At 60.6% G+C, this 16,876-nt stretch carries 19 protein-coding genes and 2 pseudogenes; 8 read left to right on the top strand and 13 right to left on the bottom strand.

Annotated elements, in window-relative coordinates; all coding sequences use genetic code 11:
* Positions 1–48 precede the first annotated feature (48 nt).
* The 4 genes and pseudogenes from DXT59_RS03265 to DXT59_RS03250 all read right to left on the bottom strand — a co-directional run.
* Positions 49–372, bottom strand: a pseudogene (locus tag DXT59_RS03265) (DUF2269 family protein); the annotation flags it as partial.
* Positions 369–1,670: an SDR family oxidoreductase gene (locus DXT59_RS03260; protein WP_116135499.1), complete on the bottom strand. Its 1,302-nt coding sequence runs from the start codon at positions 1,668–1,670 to the stop codon at positions 369–371. The pseudogene DXT59_RS03265 and the gene DXT59_RS03260, both read right to left, overlap by 4 nt.
* Positions 1,667–2,050, bottom strand: a complete 384-nt coding sequence (locus DXT59_RS03255) for a hypothetical protein (protein ID WP_162877931.1) — start codon at positions 2,048–2,050, stop codon at positions 1,667–1,669. The genes DXT59_RS03260 and DXT59_RS03255 overlap by 4 nt, the downstream gene beginning before the upstream one ends.
* A gap of 85 nt (positions 2,051–2,135) precedes the next feature.
* The gene (locus DXT59_RS03250) at positions 2,136–2,681 is read right to left on the bottom strand and encodes a GbsR/MarR family transcriptional regulator (protein ID WP_116135497.1); all 546 of its coding nucleotides are present in this window, start codon (positions 2,679–2,681) and stop codon (positions 2,136–2,138) included.
* Between the two features lie 138 nt (positions 2,682–2,819).
* Between DXT59_RS03250 and DXT59_RS03245 the strand changes: the two genes are divergently transcribed.
* A complete protein-coding gene (locus DXT59_RS03245; protein ID WP_240324384.1) occupies positions 2,820–3,215 on the top strand; it encodes a thiol-disulfide oxidoreductase DCC family protein in 396 nt (131 codons plus the stop codon).
* Here DXT59_RS03245 and DXT59_RS03240 read toward each other — a convergent pair.
* Complete coding sequence (locus DXT59_RS03240; protein WP_116135495.1) at positions 3,202–3,381, bottom strand: hypothetical protein; 180 nt, start codon at positions 3,379–3,381, stop codon at positions 3,202–3,204. The genes DXT59_RS03245 and DXT59_RS03240 overlap by 14 nt on opposite strands.
* A gap of 50 nt (positions 3,382–3,431) precedes the next feature.
* The gene (locus DXT59_RS03235) at positions 3,432–4,067 is read right to left on the bottom strand and encodes a TetR/AcrR family transcriptional regulator (protein WP_162877930.1); all 636 of its coding nucleotides are present in this window, start codon (positions 4,065–4,067) and stop codon (positions 3,432–3,434) included.
* A gap of 156 nt (positions 4,068–4,223) precedes the next feature.
* Between DXT59_RS03235 and DXT59_RS03230 the strand changes: the two genes are divergently transcribed.
* Positions 4,224–4,889 (top strand): NAD(P)-dependent oxidoreductase, encoded by a 666-nt coding sequence (locus DXT59_RS03230; protein WP_162877929.1) that lies wholly within the window; start codon positions 4,224–4,226, stop codon positions 4,887–4,889.
* A 131-nt stretch (positions 4,890–5,020) separates the two neighbouring features.
* On the opposite strand, the gene DXT59_RS03225 is transcribed toward DXT59_RS03230, so the two are convergent.
* A complete protein-coding gene (locus tag DXT59_RS03225; RefSeq protein ID WP_116135492.1) occupies positions 5,021–5,476 on the bottom strand; it encodes an Lrp/AsnC family transcriptional regulator in 456 nt (151 codons plus the stop codon).
* Between the two features lie 121 nt (positions 5,477–5,597).
* On the opposite strand from DXT59_RS03225, the gene DXT59_RS03220 reads away from it, so the two are divergent.
* On the top strand, positions 5,598–6,239 hold the full coding sequence (locus DXT59_RS03220; protein WP_116135491.1) for a LysE/ArgO family amino acid transporter: 642 nt from the start codon (positions 5,598–5,600) through the stop codon (positions 6,237–6,239).
* On the opposite strand, the gene DXT59_RS31040 is transcribed toward DXT59_RS03220, so the two are convergent.
* Positions 6,232–6,855, bottom strand: a complete 624-nt coding sequence (locus DXT59_RS31040; protein WP_240324383.1) for a YunG family protein — start codon at positions 6,853–6,855, stop codon at positions 6,232–6,234. The genes DXT59_RS03220 and DXT59_RS31040 overlap by 8 nt on opposite strands.
* 80 nt (positions 6,856–6,935) lie before the next feature.
* Here DXT59_RS31040 and DXT59_RS03210 point away from each other — a divergent pair, with 80 nt between their 5' ends.
* Positions 6,936–7,223 carry a putative quinol monooxygenase gene (locus tag DXT59_RS03210; RefSeq protein WP_116135490.1) on the top strand — a complete coding sequence of 96 codons (288 nt, stop codon included), beginning with the start codon at positions 6,936–6,938 and terminating at the stop codon, positions 7,221–7,223.
* Between the two features lie 156 nt (positions 7,224–7,379).
* On the top strand, positions 7,380–8,399 hold the full coding sequence (locus DXT59_RS03205; protein WP_116135509.1) for an alcohol dehydrogenase: 1,020 nt from the start codon (positions 7,380–7,382) through the stop codon (positions 8,397–8,399).
* Positions 8,400–8,421: 22 nt separating this feature from the next.
* Here the strand turns inward: DXT59_RS03205 and DXT59_RS03200 are convergent, their stop codons facing one another.
* Positions 8,422–9,021 carry an SDR family oxidoreductase gene (locus DXT59_RS03200; protein ID WP_240324382.1) on the bottom strand — a complete coding sequence of 200 codons (600 nt, stop codon included), beginning with the start codon at positions 9,019–9,021 and terminating at the stop codon, positions 8,422–8,424.
* 53 nt (positions 9,022–9,074) lie between these two features.
* Here DXT59_RS03200 and DXT59_RS03195 point away from each other — a divergent pair.
* A pseudogene (locus DXT59_RS03195) lies at positions 9,075–9,992 on the top strand (LysR family transcriptional regulator).
* A 49-nt stretch (positions 9,993–10,041) separates the two neighbouring features.
* Here DXT59_RS03195 and DXT59_RS03190 read toward each other — a convergent pair.
* The gene (locus DXT59_RS03190; RefSeq protein WP_116135488.1) at positions 10,042–10,560 is read right to left on the bottom strand and encodes a metal-dependent hydrolase; all 519 of its coding nucleotides are present in this window, start codon (positions 10,558–10,560) and stop codon (positions 10,042–10,044) included.
* Positions 10,561–10,848: 288 nt separating this feature from the next.
* Here DXT59_RS03190 and DXT59_RS03185 point away from each other — a divergent pair, with 288 nt between their 5' ends.
* Positions 10,849–12,786 carry a putative bifunctional diguanylate cyclase/phosphodiesterase gene (locus tag DXT59_RS03185; protein WP_240324381.1) on the top strand — a complete coding sequence of 646 codons (1,938 nt, stop codon included), beginning with the start codon at positions 10,849–10,851 and terminating at the stop codon, positions 12,784–12,786.
* Here the strand turns inward: DXT59_RS03185 and mdtD are convergent.
* Positions 12,729–14,120 carry a multidrug transporter subunit MdtD gene (gene mdtD, locus DXT59_RS03180; RefSeq protein ID WP_116135508.1) on the bottom strand — a complete coding sequence of 464 codons (1,392 nt, stop codon included), beginning with the start codon at positions 14,118–14,120 and terminating at the stop codon, positions 12,729–12,731. The two genes, DXT59_RS03185 and mdtD, sit on opposite strands and share 58 nt — an antisense overlap.
* A gap of 135 nt (positions 14,121–14,255) precedes the next feature.
* On the opposite strand from mdtD, the gene DXT59_RS03175 reads away from it, so the two are divergent.
* Positions 14,256–15,116: a LysR family transcriptional regulator gene (locus DXT59_RS03175; RefSeq protein ID WP_116135486.1), complete on the top strand. Its 861-nt coding sequence runs from the start codon at positions 14,256–14,258 to the stop codon at positions 15,114–15,116.
* 28 nt (positions 15,117–15,144) lie between these two features.
* Here DXT59_RS03175 and DXT59_RS03170 read toward each other — a convergent pair whose 3' ends face one another.
* Positions 15,145–16,050, bottom strand: a complete 906-nt coding sequence (locus DXT59_RS03170; protein WP_162877928.1) for an SDR family oxidoreductase — start codon at positions 16,048–16,050, stop codon at positions 15,145–15,147.
* A gap of 54 nt (positions 16,051–16,104) precedes the next feature.
* Positions 16,105–16,866, bottom strand: coding sequence for an SDR family oxidoreductase (locus DXT59_RS03165; protein WP_116135484.1), 762 nt, complete (start codon positions 16,864–16,866; stop codon positions 16,105–16,107).
* Positions 16,867–16,876 lie beyond the last annotated feature (10 nt).

Here is a 16,876-nt window from a genome sequence, read left to right as displayed (position 1 = left end):
AGACGATCGGCCGGTTCAGCAGAAACTCGCCGCTTGAAATCGATCGCCGTCAATTTGTTCATACACCACTATTGACGTTAGCTCGCACATGCCAGCAAGCAGATAGAGGCAGAACGCGGCCACGATCCACGGCGTCTGCCATGTCCACCCCGCCGTATGAGCGAGCCATAGTCCGGAGACCGGTTGAACAATGACCGCAGGGGTCGTGAACCAGCAATCCGCCCGGACAACGAGTCGCGTCACCAGCGCAATCCCCTGTACGCTTCGTGTCCTGTTCGCGAAGAACAAATAGAAGGCAGTGCCGAAGCCCGTCCCGACGAGCACGACAGACGAGACGATATGCAATGTCTTGATCGCCAGATAGAAGTTCATGATGTCGTTTCCTCCATCGTCAGTACTCCGAGCACGGCGAGAATGGGCACGTTCTTCAGGATTGGGCCGAACGGGTGCCACAGGAACTCGGGTAGTGTTATGGCAACGATGCAGGAATATAGGCCGACAAGAAATGCCTGCGCGATCCACAAACGTTTTCCCGGGTGCGTGAGCGTGAGAACGCCAATCATGGCGTCAATCGCGGATGCCCCATAGAGCAGTCCAAGCGCCGCCCCGCCGTGCAAGTGAAGGCGGGCAAGTAATGCAAGGCTTTCGGCTTTGGGATAAAAGAACGCGCTGCATACGGCCGTTCCGAGCCAAGTGATTGCCAGTGCGATACGCAAGGACAACGATCGCCAAAAGGCAAGCGCGGTTTGTCTCAAGGACATGGCCTCGACCGGTCCAATGAACATTTCAATGCCGGCAGGAGGGCGACCCAAAATGCGTGCCGTCGTATCGACTTCAGCCGAACTGCCTTGCTCGAGCATGTGCCAGGTGTCCCGTGTCAGCATCGAGCCGGGTATACGGTCGCAGACCTTTGCGGCGATATCGACGAACCGGCGAGGAATGCTGAATTGCCACGCAGGCTCGAATGCCATCGATCTGCGGTAGACGGCAAGCATGTCCTTGTATTCAAGTCGCGTGTGACCGACGAGTTCCAGGACCGCCGGGGTATCAGCGTCGACCCTCGCCTCACTTCGAACGGCCGCGTTTGGCTGCAGATTCACGTGGTCGATGAGGCGAACGACAATTTCGGCAAGATCATCCACATGGATCGGCCGGACCCATTGGTGCCCTCCGGCCGGCAGAGGATGGATGGGCGACGCGGCGATAGTTCGAAAGAAGCGCGACGACTTTCCGTCTGGCCCATACACGAGGGCAGGCCTGAGAATATGATGTTCGACAGGCTGCGACATCAAGTACTCATCCGCCGCCAGCTTGCTTTTGAAATAAGCAGTCGTCCCTGTGTGTGCGCCCAATGCCGATATCTGCACGATATGTCGAACACCAGCGCGACAGGCAGCTTCGAAGAGTGCGACCGGGGCGCGATGATGGACGAGTTCGAACGTCTGTCCCGCGCGCTCGATCAAAATTCCCACGGCATTGATCACGACGTCGATATCCCGCAGCTTCGATGTCCAGGATGCCGGGTCAAGATTTGTGGTGTAGTCGACCTCGAATTCGTCGCTCTCCTTCGCATGGCGAATGCCCTTCAATATCCGATAACCGCGTCGGGCAAGTGCGGTACAAACCGCTTGTCCGACGAAGCCATGGGCTCCGCAAACGAGCACGTTCATGCGGCCCCCTTCGCGACGGACGCGGGATGCGCTACCTCAGCGGCGCGCGGAATATACCGGCCAACGATCACCGCAATACCACCGACTGCCGCAAGTACGCCGAGCAGCGTGAAGATGCAGGTTCTGCGCAACAGACCGATAGAACAGATCGGGTCCCCTGTCGAGCGAGCCAGAGGGTTGACACTTGTCACCATCACGAACAGTAATGGTGTAGCCGCGATCAGCACGGCGCTGACACGAGCCCAGAATTCCGCGCGCCCGGGTGTGCCGCAAAGATAAACCAGTACGTCCCACAAAACCTTTTTCAGGTATCGGGTTGCAAACACGCCCGCAAGGACTGGGACCGTCCACTCAAACATCAGCGACAACACGATCATCACTTTATTCTCCGTTTTCTGTTATTTCTGTCAACACCGAAATAAATGTGCAAAAAAAAGGACGACTGCGTCGTCCTCCACGACCGGGTCATTCCTGCTTGCGCGATCTCTTTGTACGCCGCACGGTCCGACTTATCTTCGCGCCGATTCCTAGGGCTTTCATCAGAGTTTCCGGCTTCATGCGCAACATTTCATCCGACCATGTCGTAAGGGTCTCGAGAAACGCCAGTGTTGCCTTAAGCCGTTGCTCCGTCTCCTCGCTTTCTTGCGCCATCTCAGGACTGATCAGACTGTCGCGCAACATGGTCAGGGTCGGGTCTATCTCGCGTTGTCGTCGGCCCTCCACGATCAACCGAAACAACTCCCAGATGTCTGTGGAGGTCTCGAAATGGTCGCGACGGTCTCCCATCACATGGACGACCTTCGCGAGTCTCCACGACTGAAGCTCCTTGAGACTCGTGCTGACATTGGAGCGTGCGACACCAAGGGTATCGGCGATTTCGTCCGCAGCAAGTGGCCGCCCAAGCAGGTAGAGCAGAGCGTGGATTTGCGCGACGGTGCGGTTCACCCCCCAACGCGAACCCATCTCGCCCCAGTGAAGAATGAATCGTTCGGCAATCGGTGTAAGTTTCATGACTCGCAATCTATTTCGTTCAGTAATTTCTGTCAAGAGAGAAATTCGACTTGACGAGCGACGACTTGGCGTCTAATTTCTCTCATGACAGAAACTACTGAAATATTCGAAAGGAGAGTAATGATGCAAGCAGCCTCATTGACGCTTTATATCGACGGCAACTGTCCGCTGTGCGTTGCGGAAGTGAAGCGCCTGCGTGCGTGGGATCGACACCGGAGGCTCGCATTCGTCGATATCGCACAACCGGGCTTCGATCCATCGCCGCTCGGTGTGGAGTTGGCTGCGCTGAACCGGCAGATACATGCCTGGACAGCAGACGGACACCGCCTGGTCGGGATCGACACGTTCGTTGCTGCCTATACCCACGTCGGCAAAGGCTGGATAGTCGCGCCGTTGCGGGTACCCATGCTGCGGCCTTTCTTTCGTGCGGCGTATCTTGTGTTTGCGCGCAATCGCATGCGCCTTTCCCGGTGGTTGGGCATGGGTACGCTCTCGGAATGCACGACTCAAGCCTGCAGGTTCAAGGTGGATTGAGTGCGCTGCGTCCGTGATCCCTGCAGACGAATAGCGACATCTCGCCGCCCACATAGGGCACGGTCAGGTGGGCCGTCCCGCTGACCATCAGCAAAGGCACGTCGACGGCAATATTGCACGAACGCGTCGCCGGCACCGGCAGTCCGGCCGCGTTCGGGTCGCGCAACGGGGCGCCTGCGACGTTACGCTATCGTCACCTCGAACCGCTTGGTCAGTTCAAATCTTATTGATCTCTCGGAGGAGGTCGTCGCGCGCTCTTTCCGCGCGCAGCCGTTGATCTACGTCCGTCGGTCCTGGAAGCCCAAGCAGCGCGCGCAGCAGTTCAGGTCCGACTATTCTTTCCACGAACAAGCTGCCTAGCCGGCAGCGTTCTTCCTCGGTCAAGTCAGCCGTTTTTTCCATCCTGGACAGCGCCCATGCGATCGCGCTCTCCAAACGACCTACAAATCCACCGTAAGCCAGTTCGGCCAATCTGGGGAAGCGCGGAGCTTCGGCAAGAACGACTCTTAAAAGCGCAACGCTGTCCTTTTCGATGAGAGTCGCCTGCATGTGCAGCGCCGATTCTACGAGAGCCTGTTCCATAGGCATTGCAAGAATGCCCTCAAGCGCGTCGCGTTCTACGTCGTCAGCCGGCTCACAAGCATTCGAAATTACAGCGCGAAACAGATCGTCTTTGTTCCTCGCGTGCCGATACAGCGTCATGATCGAGACGTTGGCTGATTTCGCAATGGCCTCCATGCTTGTGCCGGCATAGCCGTTCTCCAGGAACGACGCTTTCGCGGCCGCGAGAATAGCTGCCCGCTTCCGCGTCATTAACTTCGCCTTCGGATGGTCGGTCGACCACGCTCTCATGCCTTGCACCTCCAAACGATAGGCTGTATTATCGCAACACCTACGATACGATACCCTATCGTATCTAATAAGAAGGGATATGGGACGTGCGTAGACCACAAACCGTGTGTGTATCGACTCGTCATGGGTAGCGAACGTCATCCGGCAAGGATAGTCATGAAAGTGTTATTGATCGGTGCCACCGGGGGCACAGGCAGAGAAATTCTGCCCCGGTTGCTTGCGGCGGGCCATTGCGTCAAAGCGCCGGCGCGACGACCGGAAGCAGTTGTGACCGTACATGAAAATCTGCAGATAGTTGCAGGCAGCGTGCTCGATCCCGATTTGATCGATCAAGCCATGCAGGGACAAGATGCTGTTATGTCAGCCTTCGGCCCGCGCTCGCTGAAAGCCAGTGACGTTCAGGAAGTCTTGATGCGTAATATCCTGGATTCGATGAAGCGGCACGATGTCAGACGGTTTGTTAACCTCTCAGCATGGGGCGCGCAGGAATCGCATAAGCGTATCAACATAATGCAAACCGTCCTGCAAGGGTTACTCTTGCGGAACATTTTTGCCGACAAAAAGCGCGGCGAAAACCTACTGTTTGCTTCGAACATCGATTACGTGAACGTCTGTCCGGGTCGCCTGTTGAACAAATCTCCGCGTGGTGGTGTAAGGGCATCTATTGACGGCTCGGGGATAAGCCACAGCATGACCCGCGCCGACCTGGCGGAATGGATGGTAGGGCAACTCACAAGCGACTCGTGGCTGCGGCAGTCACCCGTCATTGGTTATGATAAGGGCCGCGGCGCAACGACGAGCAATTATCCGTCGAGCAGCTAGTGCGAGGTTTTCAGAGGCCCTCGGCCAATTTGAAACGCGCGACAGACGTATCTAGATCGCAGACAATTGGCCTATCGATGAAGGCAAAGCGCCAACCGATGTCTCGTACGCCCAACGTTCGATGAACGCAGTTATCGCCTCTTCGCAGCCGTGGGAGGCGGCTGAAGCGGCCGTGCGGGCAACGGTGTTGACATGACGATAGAAGTCCGCGTTTCGCCGTACAGATTGATGCGACCGATCAGCCGCTCGAGATCCGCCATACTCGCCGCGACCAATCGCATGATGTACGAGTCGGCACCGGTGACGTGGTGGCATTCGAGCACTTCGGGAATCGTCTCGAGCAGCCTTAGAAACTTCGCTTTGGCGGGCTGCTGCACGGTAATGGCGATCAATGCCGTGACCACATAACCCGCCGCAGACGCATTGATATGCGCGGCGTAGCCTTCGATCACCCCCGCATCCTCCAAGCGCCTCACACGTTCGGTTACAGCAGGCACCGACAAGCCGACCTGGCGCGCCAATTCCGTGTAGGTCATTCGGCCGTTGCATTGCAATAGCGCTAGTAACTTCCAATCCAGATCGTCCATGACGGTGAATTTTTTAAGGTTGAATCGGCATTCTCCCTTAAAAACCGTCTTTTGCGCTCGCTTGGGTGCGCCTACGATCGAACTTGTTTCATTTACCTCTTAACGCAAGGCGAAAACGGCCATGCTGCTCCTCAAATCATTGACCATCGGTTTATCCATCGCCGCCCCCGTAGGTCCTATCGGCATGCTCTGCATTCAGCGCAGCCTCAGCCGAGGCTTCCGCTACGGCTTTGCGACGGGACTCGGCGCGGCGTGCGCCGACGCCATTTACGGCTTGCTCGGCGCACTCGGGATCGCCGGCCTTGCCACGGCCTTCCCTGCGCTCAGCATCTCGCTCAAGATCGGCGGAGGCGCATTCCTGCTTTGGCTAGCGTTCACGATCGCGCGCGAAAAACCGGTTGCGCAAAGTACGGCCGCCACCGCGCCGCGTACGTCAACAACGCGCGCATTCCTGACGACGTTCGGCCTAACGTTGTCGAACCCGATGACGATTATTTCGTTCATCGGTGTATTCGCGGCGCTAGGGCCGATGACGGCGGGATCCGGCGCTGCGACGGGCTCGCCTTGGTTCACAGTCGCGCCGATGGTGGCCGGCGTATTCGCCGGCTCCGCGGCCTGGTGGCTGTTTCTGAGCACAATCACCGCCGCGGCCGGGAAGAAGATGCCCGCCTCGTTCATGCATGGGATCGCCCGGGTGTCGGCACTGGTGATCGGCGCTTTCGGCGCCGTTCAATTGGTCGAGGGCGTGCGCTACGTCATTTAGCCGCTTTCTCGCCAGCCGTGAATGCGCCTGTCTCCGCCTCGAGCCTCGCTCTCAACAGCGCATACTTCTCAGGCGACGTATCGGCGAGCGCCGCATCGCGGCTGGAAGCGGTGTCGTCATAAGGAATCGGCTCCCTGAATTGGCTCACCGTGATGTCCCACTTCTTGCCGTCGACCACGTTATAAAAGTGCGTTCCACCCACCGTCCGCGTGCAAAGAATGTCACCGCCGAAAACGTCCTGCACCACGAGCGCCGTAACGCTGCAGTGATTCTGTGCCGGGTTCGACGGCGACCAAGCACCGGTTGGACTTGCCGTGTCCCCGGACCATACGCGCGAAATCACGCGGTATAAATCAATGGGCGTTGCGAACTTGCCTTCTTTAAGCGACGTCATGTTTTCACCTCGGGTTAGGCCGATGACGTCGGGGACAAGCCACAAAACAAAAAGCCCCGTCGCGATCGGCGGGGCTTCGTAGCACACTTTATTGCACAGTGTTAATGCACGCGCGTTCCCGGCCGCCAACCCGAATGGATGTGCCAATGATGATGGAACGTGGTAACGGGCGAGATTGCGTACATGGGCAATGAGTTTGCCCGCAAAGCGTACGATCGTCAATCGCGTTCGCGTACGTTCCCCGGATGGGTGTGGCATGATCGTAGGCCCGAATAATCCCCCTCCCCAAAAAGAGGCCCCCTATGACCGTTTCGCTAGTCGTCTTGCTCGAAGTCCAGCCCGGCAAATCTCAACAGCAAATCGAAGCCTTCAATGCCATCGTCCCTTTGGTTCGAGCCGAAGAGGGTTGCATCGAATACGAGCTTCATCGCGTGGAAGGCAACGACGACCTATTCGTTATCACGGAGCAGTGGGCCTCCGACGAAGCACTCGCTGCACATAGTGTCGCCCCGCATATGATTGCGGCAGCCGAGACCAACAAAGCCTTCAGGGCCGCTCCGGCCAAGCTGCTTAAGTTGAAGCCTGTGTAACCAAAGCCCGCCCACGGCATCGCATTTGCTATTTCCTGCAGAACCGAAGCGCGCGTCCTATAGTCATCGAAGGCTGCCGCTTTCTCACACGATCCGGCGCATCGCCGGGGTGTGCGACACCGGCGTCCGGTCCGACAACTCATGCAGGAGCAAACGATGCGTACGATGAAAGCCGTGCAGGTGAAGAATGCCGGAGGACCGTTCGAACTCGTCGAACGCGACATTCCCGAACCGCCCGAAGGCCATGTCTTGATCAAGGTGCAGGCCTGCGGAATCTGCCACAGCGATTCGCTCACGAAAGAAGGGATGTGGCCCGGCTTGCAGTTTCCGCGCGTGCCGGGCCACGAAATCGCCGGCGTCATCGATAAACTCGGTGCCCGCGTCGATGATTGGCGCGTTGGGCAACGCGTAGGCGTGGGCTGGCACGGCGGGCACTGCGGCCATTGCGAGCACTGCCGCCGCGGCGACTTCGTCCTTTGCAAGAGCGGCCAAATCCCCGGTATCAGCTACGACGGTGGGTACGCCGATTACATGGTCGCGCCGCAAGAGGCGTTGGCCCGCATGCCCGACGATCTCTCCGATATCGACGCGGCCCCGCTTCTTTGCGCAGGTATTACGACCTTCAACGCATTGCGTCACAGCGGCGCCCGCGCCGGCGACGTGGTGGGGATCTTAGGCATCGGCGGTCTCGGCCACCTCGGGGTGCAATATGCAAGCAAGATGGGCTATCTCACTGTGGCGATCGCCCGCGGACAAGACAAAGCGCCGCTCGCCAAGGAACTCGGCGCTCATCACTACATCGACAGCGAAGCGCAAAACGTCGCCGAGGCGCTGCAAGCGCTCGGCGGCGCACGCGTGATTCTGGCCACGGCCACGAGCGGAAAAGCCATGACGGCCGCCATCGGCGGCCTCGGCTTGAACGGCAAGCTGATTATGGTCGGCGTGTCCGAGGAGCCTGTCGAAGTGCCGATCACGCAGTTCATCATGGGCCGTCAATCGGTTCAGGGATGGCCCTCGGGCACCTCGGCCGACTCGCAAGACACGCTCGCGTTCAGCGCGTTGACGGGCGTGCGGCCGATGATCGAGCAATACCCGCTTTCGAGAGCGGCCGAAGCCTACGACCGCATGATGAGCGGCAAGGCGCGCTTTAGAGTCGTACTGACACCGGGCAAATAACAGCGCACCGGCCACGACATCGTTAGAGCTGGCTCATCCCGCCATCGATGACGATCTCGGTGCCAACGATAAAGGCCGATTCGCTGGACGCCAGGTGCAGGACGGTCGCGGCCACCTCCTTCGGCTCGCCGAAGCGGCCGGCCGGCACCTGAGCGCGAATGCTCTCCGCCGCCGCGGCAAGTTGGTCGGAATCGAGCCCGAGCTTGCCGTACAACGGCGTGGTCACCGGCCCAGGACTCACCACGTTGACACGTATGCCGCGCGGCAGCAGTTCGGCCGAGAGCGTCTTCGCCAACGAGATCAATGCGGCCTTGCTCGCCCCATAGATCGCCGTGTTCGGCATGCCGATGTGCGCATTGATCGAGCCGTTCAACACGATCGACGCCCCTTGATTCAACAGCGGCGCAAGGGCTTGAAGCTGAAAGAAGACGCCCTTCACGTTGCTGTCGAAGATCAGGTCCCACAGCGCCTCGTCGGCCTCGGCTAGCGACGCGAACTTCGCCACCCCTGCATTGACGAACACGGCGTCGAGACGGATCCCCGCCGCTTCGAGGGCATTGGCCAATTCCCGCGCGGCGGCTGCCGTGCCCGTTTCACGACGTTGAAGCCATGATGGACGCATTCGATCGCCATGTCGTACCATCGGCTCGATGCACTCGTTCGAAGGAGTCGAACATGTTGTCGGAAGACGAATTGACGCTGCTCGACGCGATCCGAACCACGGGCAGCCTGTCGCGCGCGGCCGCGCGGCTCGGCAAAGCACCGTCGACCATTTCGCATGCCGCGCGCTAATTGGAAACGCGCTTCGACGCGCTGCTGTTCGATCGCCGCGGTTACCGGTTGCGGCTGACGCCCGCGGGCCAATTGCTGGCGGATGATGCCGCGCGTCTCATGGAGGACGTAAGCCGTCTCGCACGCCGCGTGCGGCAAGTGGCCAGCGGTTGGGAGGACCGTCTTTGGATCGTGACTGACGAACTGATCGAATTCGAATTGCTCCTGCCGATCATCCGTTCGTTCGATGCCCTCGAATCGGGCGTAGCGCTGCGGGTCACGCACGAAGTGCTCGGCGGAACGTGGGAAGCACTGCGCGACGGCCGGGCCGATCTCGTCATCGGCGCCACCAACGCACCACCGGCGATCGCGCATTTGCGCTGGATCGAACTCGGTGCGATGGAATGGATATTTGCTGTGTCGCCCCGCCATCCGCTGGCGCGGGAAAGCGCGCCGATATCGCGCGAACGCATCGCCGGGCACCGGGCGGTCGTGGTCGCGGACACGTCGCGTGCCACGCAGGGACGCGCCTATGGCGTGCTCGGCGGTCAAGCGGTACTGGCCGTGCCAAGCATGCAGGCCAAAATCGCCGCGCAACGTAACGGGCTCGGCGCCGGATGGCTGCCGAGGCATCGCGTGGCATCGCTGCTCGAACGCGGCGAACTCGTCGAATTACGGACGGCGGATCCGCGCGAACCGAATATTTTGTATGCCGCCTGGCGCAGCGATCAAGACGGCCGCGCGTTGCAATGGTGGGTCGATCAGATACAACAGCCGCGCCTCGCAAAGCGGATCGTCAGAGGAATCGATGTGTTTGCTTGAAACGCCGGCCTACAATTGCGCAGCGGCACGCGCATTTGCCTTCAACCTACTAACGAACGACGGTGTGCAACCACTGCGCCAAACGCTCGACTCGCGCAACCCATAACGGACTAGCGATCCAGCACGCCGCGCCCCAAGCCAACGCGACGACGAGCAGATCGCACCGCCCGCTCTTCCACCAATTCAGGGAATGCCGCTTCCAGATCCACGGCACACCGAGCGGATTGGGCCAATCCGCGAGCAGGTGCATGACGCCGCCGCAAGCGAAGCCGAACACCGCGGCGGTATATGGCTTCGAATGATGCAGCGAGCCATAGGCGAAAACGAGCGCGGCGATCCATCCCAGCCCCCAATGCGTTGCGGTGCGATGAGTGATCCACAGCCGCCGCCCCCGGCTCCACCAGGCAACCTCCATCCAATCGGGTGCGGTGCCTCCCGCGACTGCCGCCACGAACGCGGCAACGCTGCCCAAATGCCATGGGCCAGCCGCGCCCACTTGGGCGACGAGCGCGGCCGCGATCAATCCTGCTGCCCATCCTGTGGCGTGATGCGCGCTATTCGATGCCATACGGTAAAGGGTAAATGCGTGAGCGATGCGAAGAAACCAAAGGGACAGCATTGTCGCAGAACGATGCGCATCCGACGAACGTACGCGCGGTGAGTCGATAAGAAGTACGCATAGCCCGGCCCTATATTCATCAGATGTTTGACCCACGATGGCGCGATATGGACGCGCGTCTATTGGGGACACCACGGCCCATGCACCGCCTTCAGAATTCGCGGAAAGACCCGTAAACAGATAGAAGAAGAGCGTTTCGCGCAAGCGGATGTGCATCGGCCCCGATTTATGTTCTCAATGCGATTGACGACCCCTTTTACGCGCAGCAACGCCTCGAACGTCGCATTGATGCGAAGCCAGTTCGAGGCGTTCTCTCGGCAATTGCCGCTGCTTTATTTCACGCTGATGGTAAACAGCATCGCCGTGGCGTACACGCACGTCCATAGCGCGCCGGCCGTCATGACGAAGGTGTTGCCTTCTGCGCTGTGCGCCGCGTGCATGTTGCGGCTGTACGTCTGGGCGCGCCGGCGCGCGCTCGGTGCGGTACTGACGGATAGCCAAATCGCCGTACGGATGCGAAACACGGTGGTGCTCGTCGTGCTCTTCGGCCTCGTTTTCACGTTCTGGGGTTTGAGTCTCTATCCGTACGGCGGCGCGTACGAGCGCACGCATGTCGCGTTCTACATGTCGATCACCGTCATCGCGTGCATCTTCTGCTTGATGCACATGCGGATCGCGGCCCTGTTGCTCACCGCCATCGTGCTGGTCCCGTTCGTCGTCTTTTTCTCGTTGACGGAAAACGTCGTGCTGATTGCAATCGCGATGAACGTGATGTTCGTCTCGATCGCCATGGTCAAGGTGTTGCTGACCTACTACCGCGACTTCGCGGATCTCGTAAACGCGAAGAAAGTGCTCGAGGACAAGCAGCAACAGTTGCTCGTGCTAAACAACGAGAACCAGCGCCTGGCGAATATCGATAGCCTGACGTCACTTCCCAACCGGCGCCATTTCTTGAGCCGGCTCGGCAAACATTTCGCCCACGAGCGGCTGGACGAGACGCGGTTCGCCGTCGGCATCGTGGATCTGGACGGCTTCAAACAAGTCAACGATCTGCACGGGCACCGGGCTGGCGATAGTCTTCTGCGCGAAGTCGGGCGCCGGCTCGAAGCGTTCACGAGCGAGGAGTTGCAAATCGCTCGCCTCGGCGGAGACGAATTCGGTCTGCTATTCGGGCGCGTCCGCTCGAACGACTCACTACTGTCGATCAGCACCGCCATTTGCGATGCACTGCGCAAGCCGTACATGTTGTCGGAGACGACGACGCGCATCTCCGCCACGATCGGCATCGCCCTGTTCCCCGAAGCGGGACGCACCGCCGAACAGTTGTTCGAGCGCGCGGACTACGCGCTCTACCATGCAAAAGCGCACCGCCGCGGACAGGCCACGATCTTTTCGGAACAGCACGAGAGTACGATCCGGCACATCGGACGGATCGAGCAAGCGTTACGGCAGGCCGATCTCGAACGCGAGATGACCTTGCATTTCCAGCCCATCTTGAACGTTGCAACGAGCGAGGTCGTCTCGTATGAATCGCTCGCGCGCTGGCGCAGTCCTACGCTCGGCAATATCGCGCCCGACGTCTTCATTCGGATCGCGGAAAAAAGCGATTTGATCCATGAGTTGACCGCCGTGCTGCTGGGCAAGGCGCTGGCCTTCATGGAGCGAAGCGATCCGCACATCGGTGTTTCGTTCAACCTTTCGGCACGCGACCTTGCCTCGCCCGACGCCGTCGAACGGATCCGCCGAATCGTCTTGCAAAGCAACGTCGACACGAGCCGGCTGACATTCGAAGTCACGGAAACAGCCGTCATCGAGGACTTCGCGAAAGGCCGTGAGGCCCTCTCGCAACTGAGCGCCCTCGGCGCGAAGATCGCCCTCGACGACTTCGGCACCGGCTATTCGAGTTTGCACTGCATTCACCAGTTACCGCTGAACAGCGTCAAGGTCGATCGCACGTTCGTCGGCAATATCGAACAAGACAGACTCGCGCAAGGCATCGTCCGCACGATCGTCGAACTTTGCCGCAACCTCGCGCTGAGCTGCGTGATTGAAGGCGTGGAAACGGAGCGCCAAGCCGCCGTACTTGCGGGGCTGGGCTGCAATTTCATGCAGGGCTATCACTTCGGCAAGCCCGTGGCCATGGAAGCGACGGCCGGCGGCGTGTCTTCGATTTGACGGAAGATGAGCGCCGCGATAAGCGTAATCGCGCCGACACAGACGAAGCTCATGCGAAAGCCGAAGACGCTCGACCCGGCGTGATCGGAAAAGAGCTTGACGAGGGTACCGCCGATCGAAACGCCCAAGCCCATCGACAGCATCTGCACCATCGAAAACAAACTGTTTCCGCCTCCCGCGTCCTCATGCGAAAGCCCTTTGAGCGTGACGCTGTTCATCGCCGCAAACTGCATCGAGTTCGCCGCCCCGAAGATCGAGAGCACGACGATGGCCACGATCGCCGGCGTATCGGGCGTGATCAACGCGAACGCGACGATCGCGCCGCCGACGATCAACGTATTCGCCAATAGGAACGTGTCGTAGCCATAGCGGCGAATCAGCGGCGCGATCCAGCGTTTGGCCACCGTTCCCGCGAGCGCGGCCGGCAGCATCATCAAACCTGACTGCAACGGCGCATAGCCGAGCTGCAGTTGCAGCAGCAACGGAACGAGAAACGGAACCGCACTCGAGCCGATGCGGCAAACCAGATTGCCGATGAGTCCGATACTGAAGTTCGGCTCGCGGAACAATGTCAGTTTGAAGAGCGCGTTGCGGCGGCCCTTCGCATACGGGATATAGGCGAGCGCGGCAATCAAGCCCACCGCGAACAGCGCAGCCGACCACGCCGCCCGGTGAGCCTGCACGGGCGCATCCACCGCAAGCGAGAACGCGATCATACAAAGCGACAGCAGCGCACCACCACCGAGATCGAACGGCGGCGCGCTACTGGACACCGCACGCGGCAAATATCGATGGACCGAGAACAAGCCGACCAGCCCGATCGGCACGTTGATCAAGAAAATCCAATGCCACGAAATCGCTTCGACGAACCAGCCGCCGAGCGTTGGCCCGACGATCGGTCCGACCTGCCCCGCCACAGAAATCATGGCGAGGGCCGAGACGTATTGCTCGCTGCTGACGCTGCGCAAAACCGCGAGCCGGCCGATCGGTAGCAGCATCGATCCCCCGATACCCTGCAGGACGCGCGCGATGACGAGCTGCTGCAAGGTATGCGCACCGGCGCAACTGAGCGAACCTAAAACGAAGATCAGAATCGCGCCGAAGTAAACGCGGCGCGTACCGAAGCGATCCGCGAGCCAGCCCGAAGCCGGCGTCAGCGTCGCCATCGTCAGCGTATAAGCGACGATGGCCCACTGCATGGCGAGCGGTTGCACGCCGAGGCTATGCGCGATGGAAGGGAGCGCAGTGTTGACGATCGTCGTATCGAGCGCCTGCATAAAGAACCCCGCGGCGACGATCCACAGCAACGCGGTGTGGGTTGAATCGTTACTCATCTTCATCTTTTGGAGCGCATGCATGCGCCCTCGACGCTATACCTGGGAACGAGAATATGATATTGGAATCGGTTTCAATCGAGAACCCCACTAACCACACTGACTGTTATCGGCGATTCCGATAACCAAGCGTCCATGCTCAATCCCGTTTGGCTCAAGACGTTCGCAACGGTTTCCGCGTGCCATAGCTTTACCGAGGCCGCGCGGCAACTCGGTTTGACGCAATCGAGCGTCAGCGAACATATCCGCCGTCTCGAAGATGCCGTCGGGCGGCGGCTCTTCGTGCGCGATACCCACTCGCTCGCCATGACGGCCGACGGGGAGGCCATGCTCGCGCATGCGAGCGTCATCTTGCAGGCGTTGGAACGCGCCGAGTCGCAGTTTCGCGGGCCGAGGCTGAAGGGTCGCGTGCGGCTCGGCTCGTCCGACGACATTGCGCTCGGTCCCTTGCCTACCGTGCTCGCGGCCTTTCGGCGCGCGCACCCCGACGTCGAACTCGAAATCGTCATCGGCATGACGGGCCGGCTCTACGAATTGCTCGACGCCGGATCGATCGATTTGTTTATCGGCAAGCGGCGGCTCGGCGACAAGCGCGGGGTGCCGCTCTTCACGGGGCGGCTCGAATGGATCGCGCGCACAGGCACGCGCGTCGATTTGGAGCAACCGTTGCCGTTGATTCTAGTGGCGGAGCCGAGCGTGACGCGCTCGGTCGTGTTGGATACGCTCGCGCAAACCGATTTTCGCTGGCAGGTGGTTTGCACGAGCAGCAGCCACTCGGGCTGCATCGCGGCTGCGCGCGCGGGGCTCGGCATTACGGTGCGCGCGCAATACTTGTCGGGCCGCGGCTTGTCGGAACCGCTGAACGCCGCGAGCCTGCCCGTGCTGCCCGATATCGAATTCATCGCGCTCGCGGCCAAGCGGCTCAGCCGGCCCGCGGGGACGCTGTTGCAACTGCTCTACGACAGCGACCTGCGCGGATCTTGGATCGGCGAATAACCGGAGCGGCGGCTCGTCAGGCGAGCCGTTATCCCTGGCGGTATCGACGCGGCTCGAGCAAGTCGGCCATGCCGACGCGGTGCAGCATTTCGGCTCGGAGGCGATCGAGGACGGCGAAGCCCACGTCGGCCCCATCGCGGGCGGGATCGATATGGACCCGGAACGGCCGCTCGCCGAACGGCGCATCGACGACATCGACGATCGCCTCCGCCACGAGACTCGCATCGGCATCGGCGGGTACGATGGCCGCGAATGCTTGCTGGATCTGTTCGCCGAATCCCGCATAGGGACCCGCTTCATATTGCGCCAACGTCGCTTTGTCCGCTGGGCTGCCCGCGTGCGCGAAGTGATTGGTACCGGAGGTGAAGGCGCCCGGGACGACGATCGACGTCTCGATGCCCCAACGCGACAACTCGCGCGCATATTGAACGGCGATCGAATCCATCGCTGCCTTGGCCGCGAAGTACGGCGCCAGATACGGCGGCGTCCCGCCGGCCGAACTGCTGCTCGACACCCACACGAGCAACCCCTGCTTGCGTTCGCGCATATGCGGCAGCACGGCGCGGTTCACGCGTTGAGTGCTCAGCACGTTGATGTCGTACAGTTGCGCGAATTGTTCGGGAGTGAAGGCTTCGGCGGGTCCGAAGGCCATATGACCGGCGTTATGCACGAGCACGTCGATCGCGCCGGCCTCCGTGATGACGTGCTCGATTGCCGCATCGACGGACGCCTGCGATTGCACGTCCAACTCCACCGTACGCAAGTCCACGCCATTGCGCTCGGAAAGCGCCGCCATCTCCTTGACGACTTCGGCGTTGCGCCCCGTGGTCGCGCGCATCGACGCATAGACGATGTGACCGGCCTTAGCCAACGCTTCGGCGCTCAACCGGCCGAAGCCGCTCGATGCGCCGGTTACGACGATAACCTTCTTCATGATCTTTTCCTTTGAGTTCGCTAGCGATATAGGGGCCGTGCGTCGATCGCACGCTCAGGCGATGCCGCCGTTGGCGCGGATGGTTTGGCCATCGATCCAGCCGCCGTCCGGGCCGACGAGGAACGCGACCACGGAGGCGATGTCCTCGGAGCGGCCCAGGCGTTCGAGCGGCGGCATTTTGGCGAGACGTTCGATTTGTTCGGGCGTCTTGTCCTTCAAGAAAAGTTCGGTGGCCGTCGGCCCCGGCGCCACGGCGTTCACGGTGATGCCGCGTCCGCGCAACTCTTTGGCGAAGATGAGCGTCATCGTCTCGACGGCGGCCTTCGTGCCCGCATAGATCGAATATCCGGGCGTCGCGAGCGCCGTCAGACTGCTCGAGAAGTTGACGATGCGGCCGCCCTCGCGAAGCTTGTTCGCGGCGATCCGCAGCGTATTGAAGGTGCCTTTGAGATTGATGGCGACGAGGCGATCGAACAGCGCGTCGTCGGTCTCGGCCAAGGTCGTCAGGCCGGGCTGCATGATGCCTGCGTTGTTGACGAGGACGTCGATGCCGCCGAACAGCGTCAGCGCGCGGTCGAACATGGCGGCCACCTGTGCGGGCACGGCAACGTCGGCTTGAATCGCGGCCGCCCGGCCGCCGTTCGCTTTGATTTGTTCGACGATCGCATTCGCGTCGGCTTCGCGGCCGGCGTAGTTGACAACGACGGCAAATCCGTCGGCGGCTAGCCGCGTAGCGATGGATGCGCCGATGCCGCGCGACGCGCCCGTGACGATAGCGACCTTGCCTGCATTGACTGCATTGCTTGCTGTGCTCATGGCGATACTC

The organism is Trinickia diaoshuihuensis (assembly GCF_003390925.1).
Lineage (GTDB): Bacteria > Pseudomonadota > Gammaproteobacteria > Burkholderiales > Burkholderiaceae > Trinickia > Trinickia diaoshuihuensis.
The sequence above is the reverse complement of the archived record's forward strand: the minus strand, read 5'-3'. Positions and strand labels throughout refer to the sequence as shown.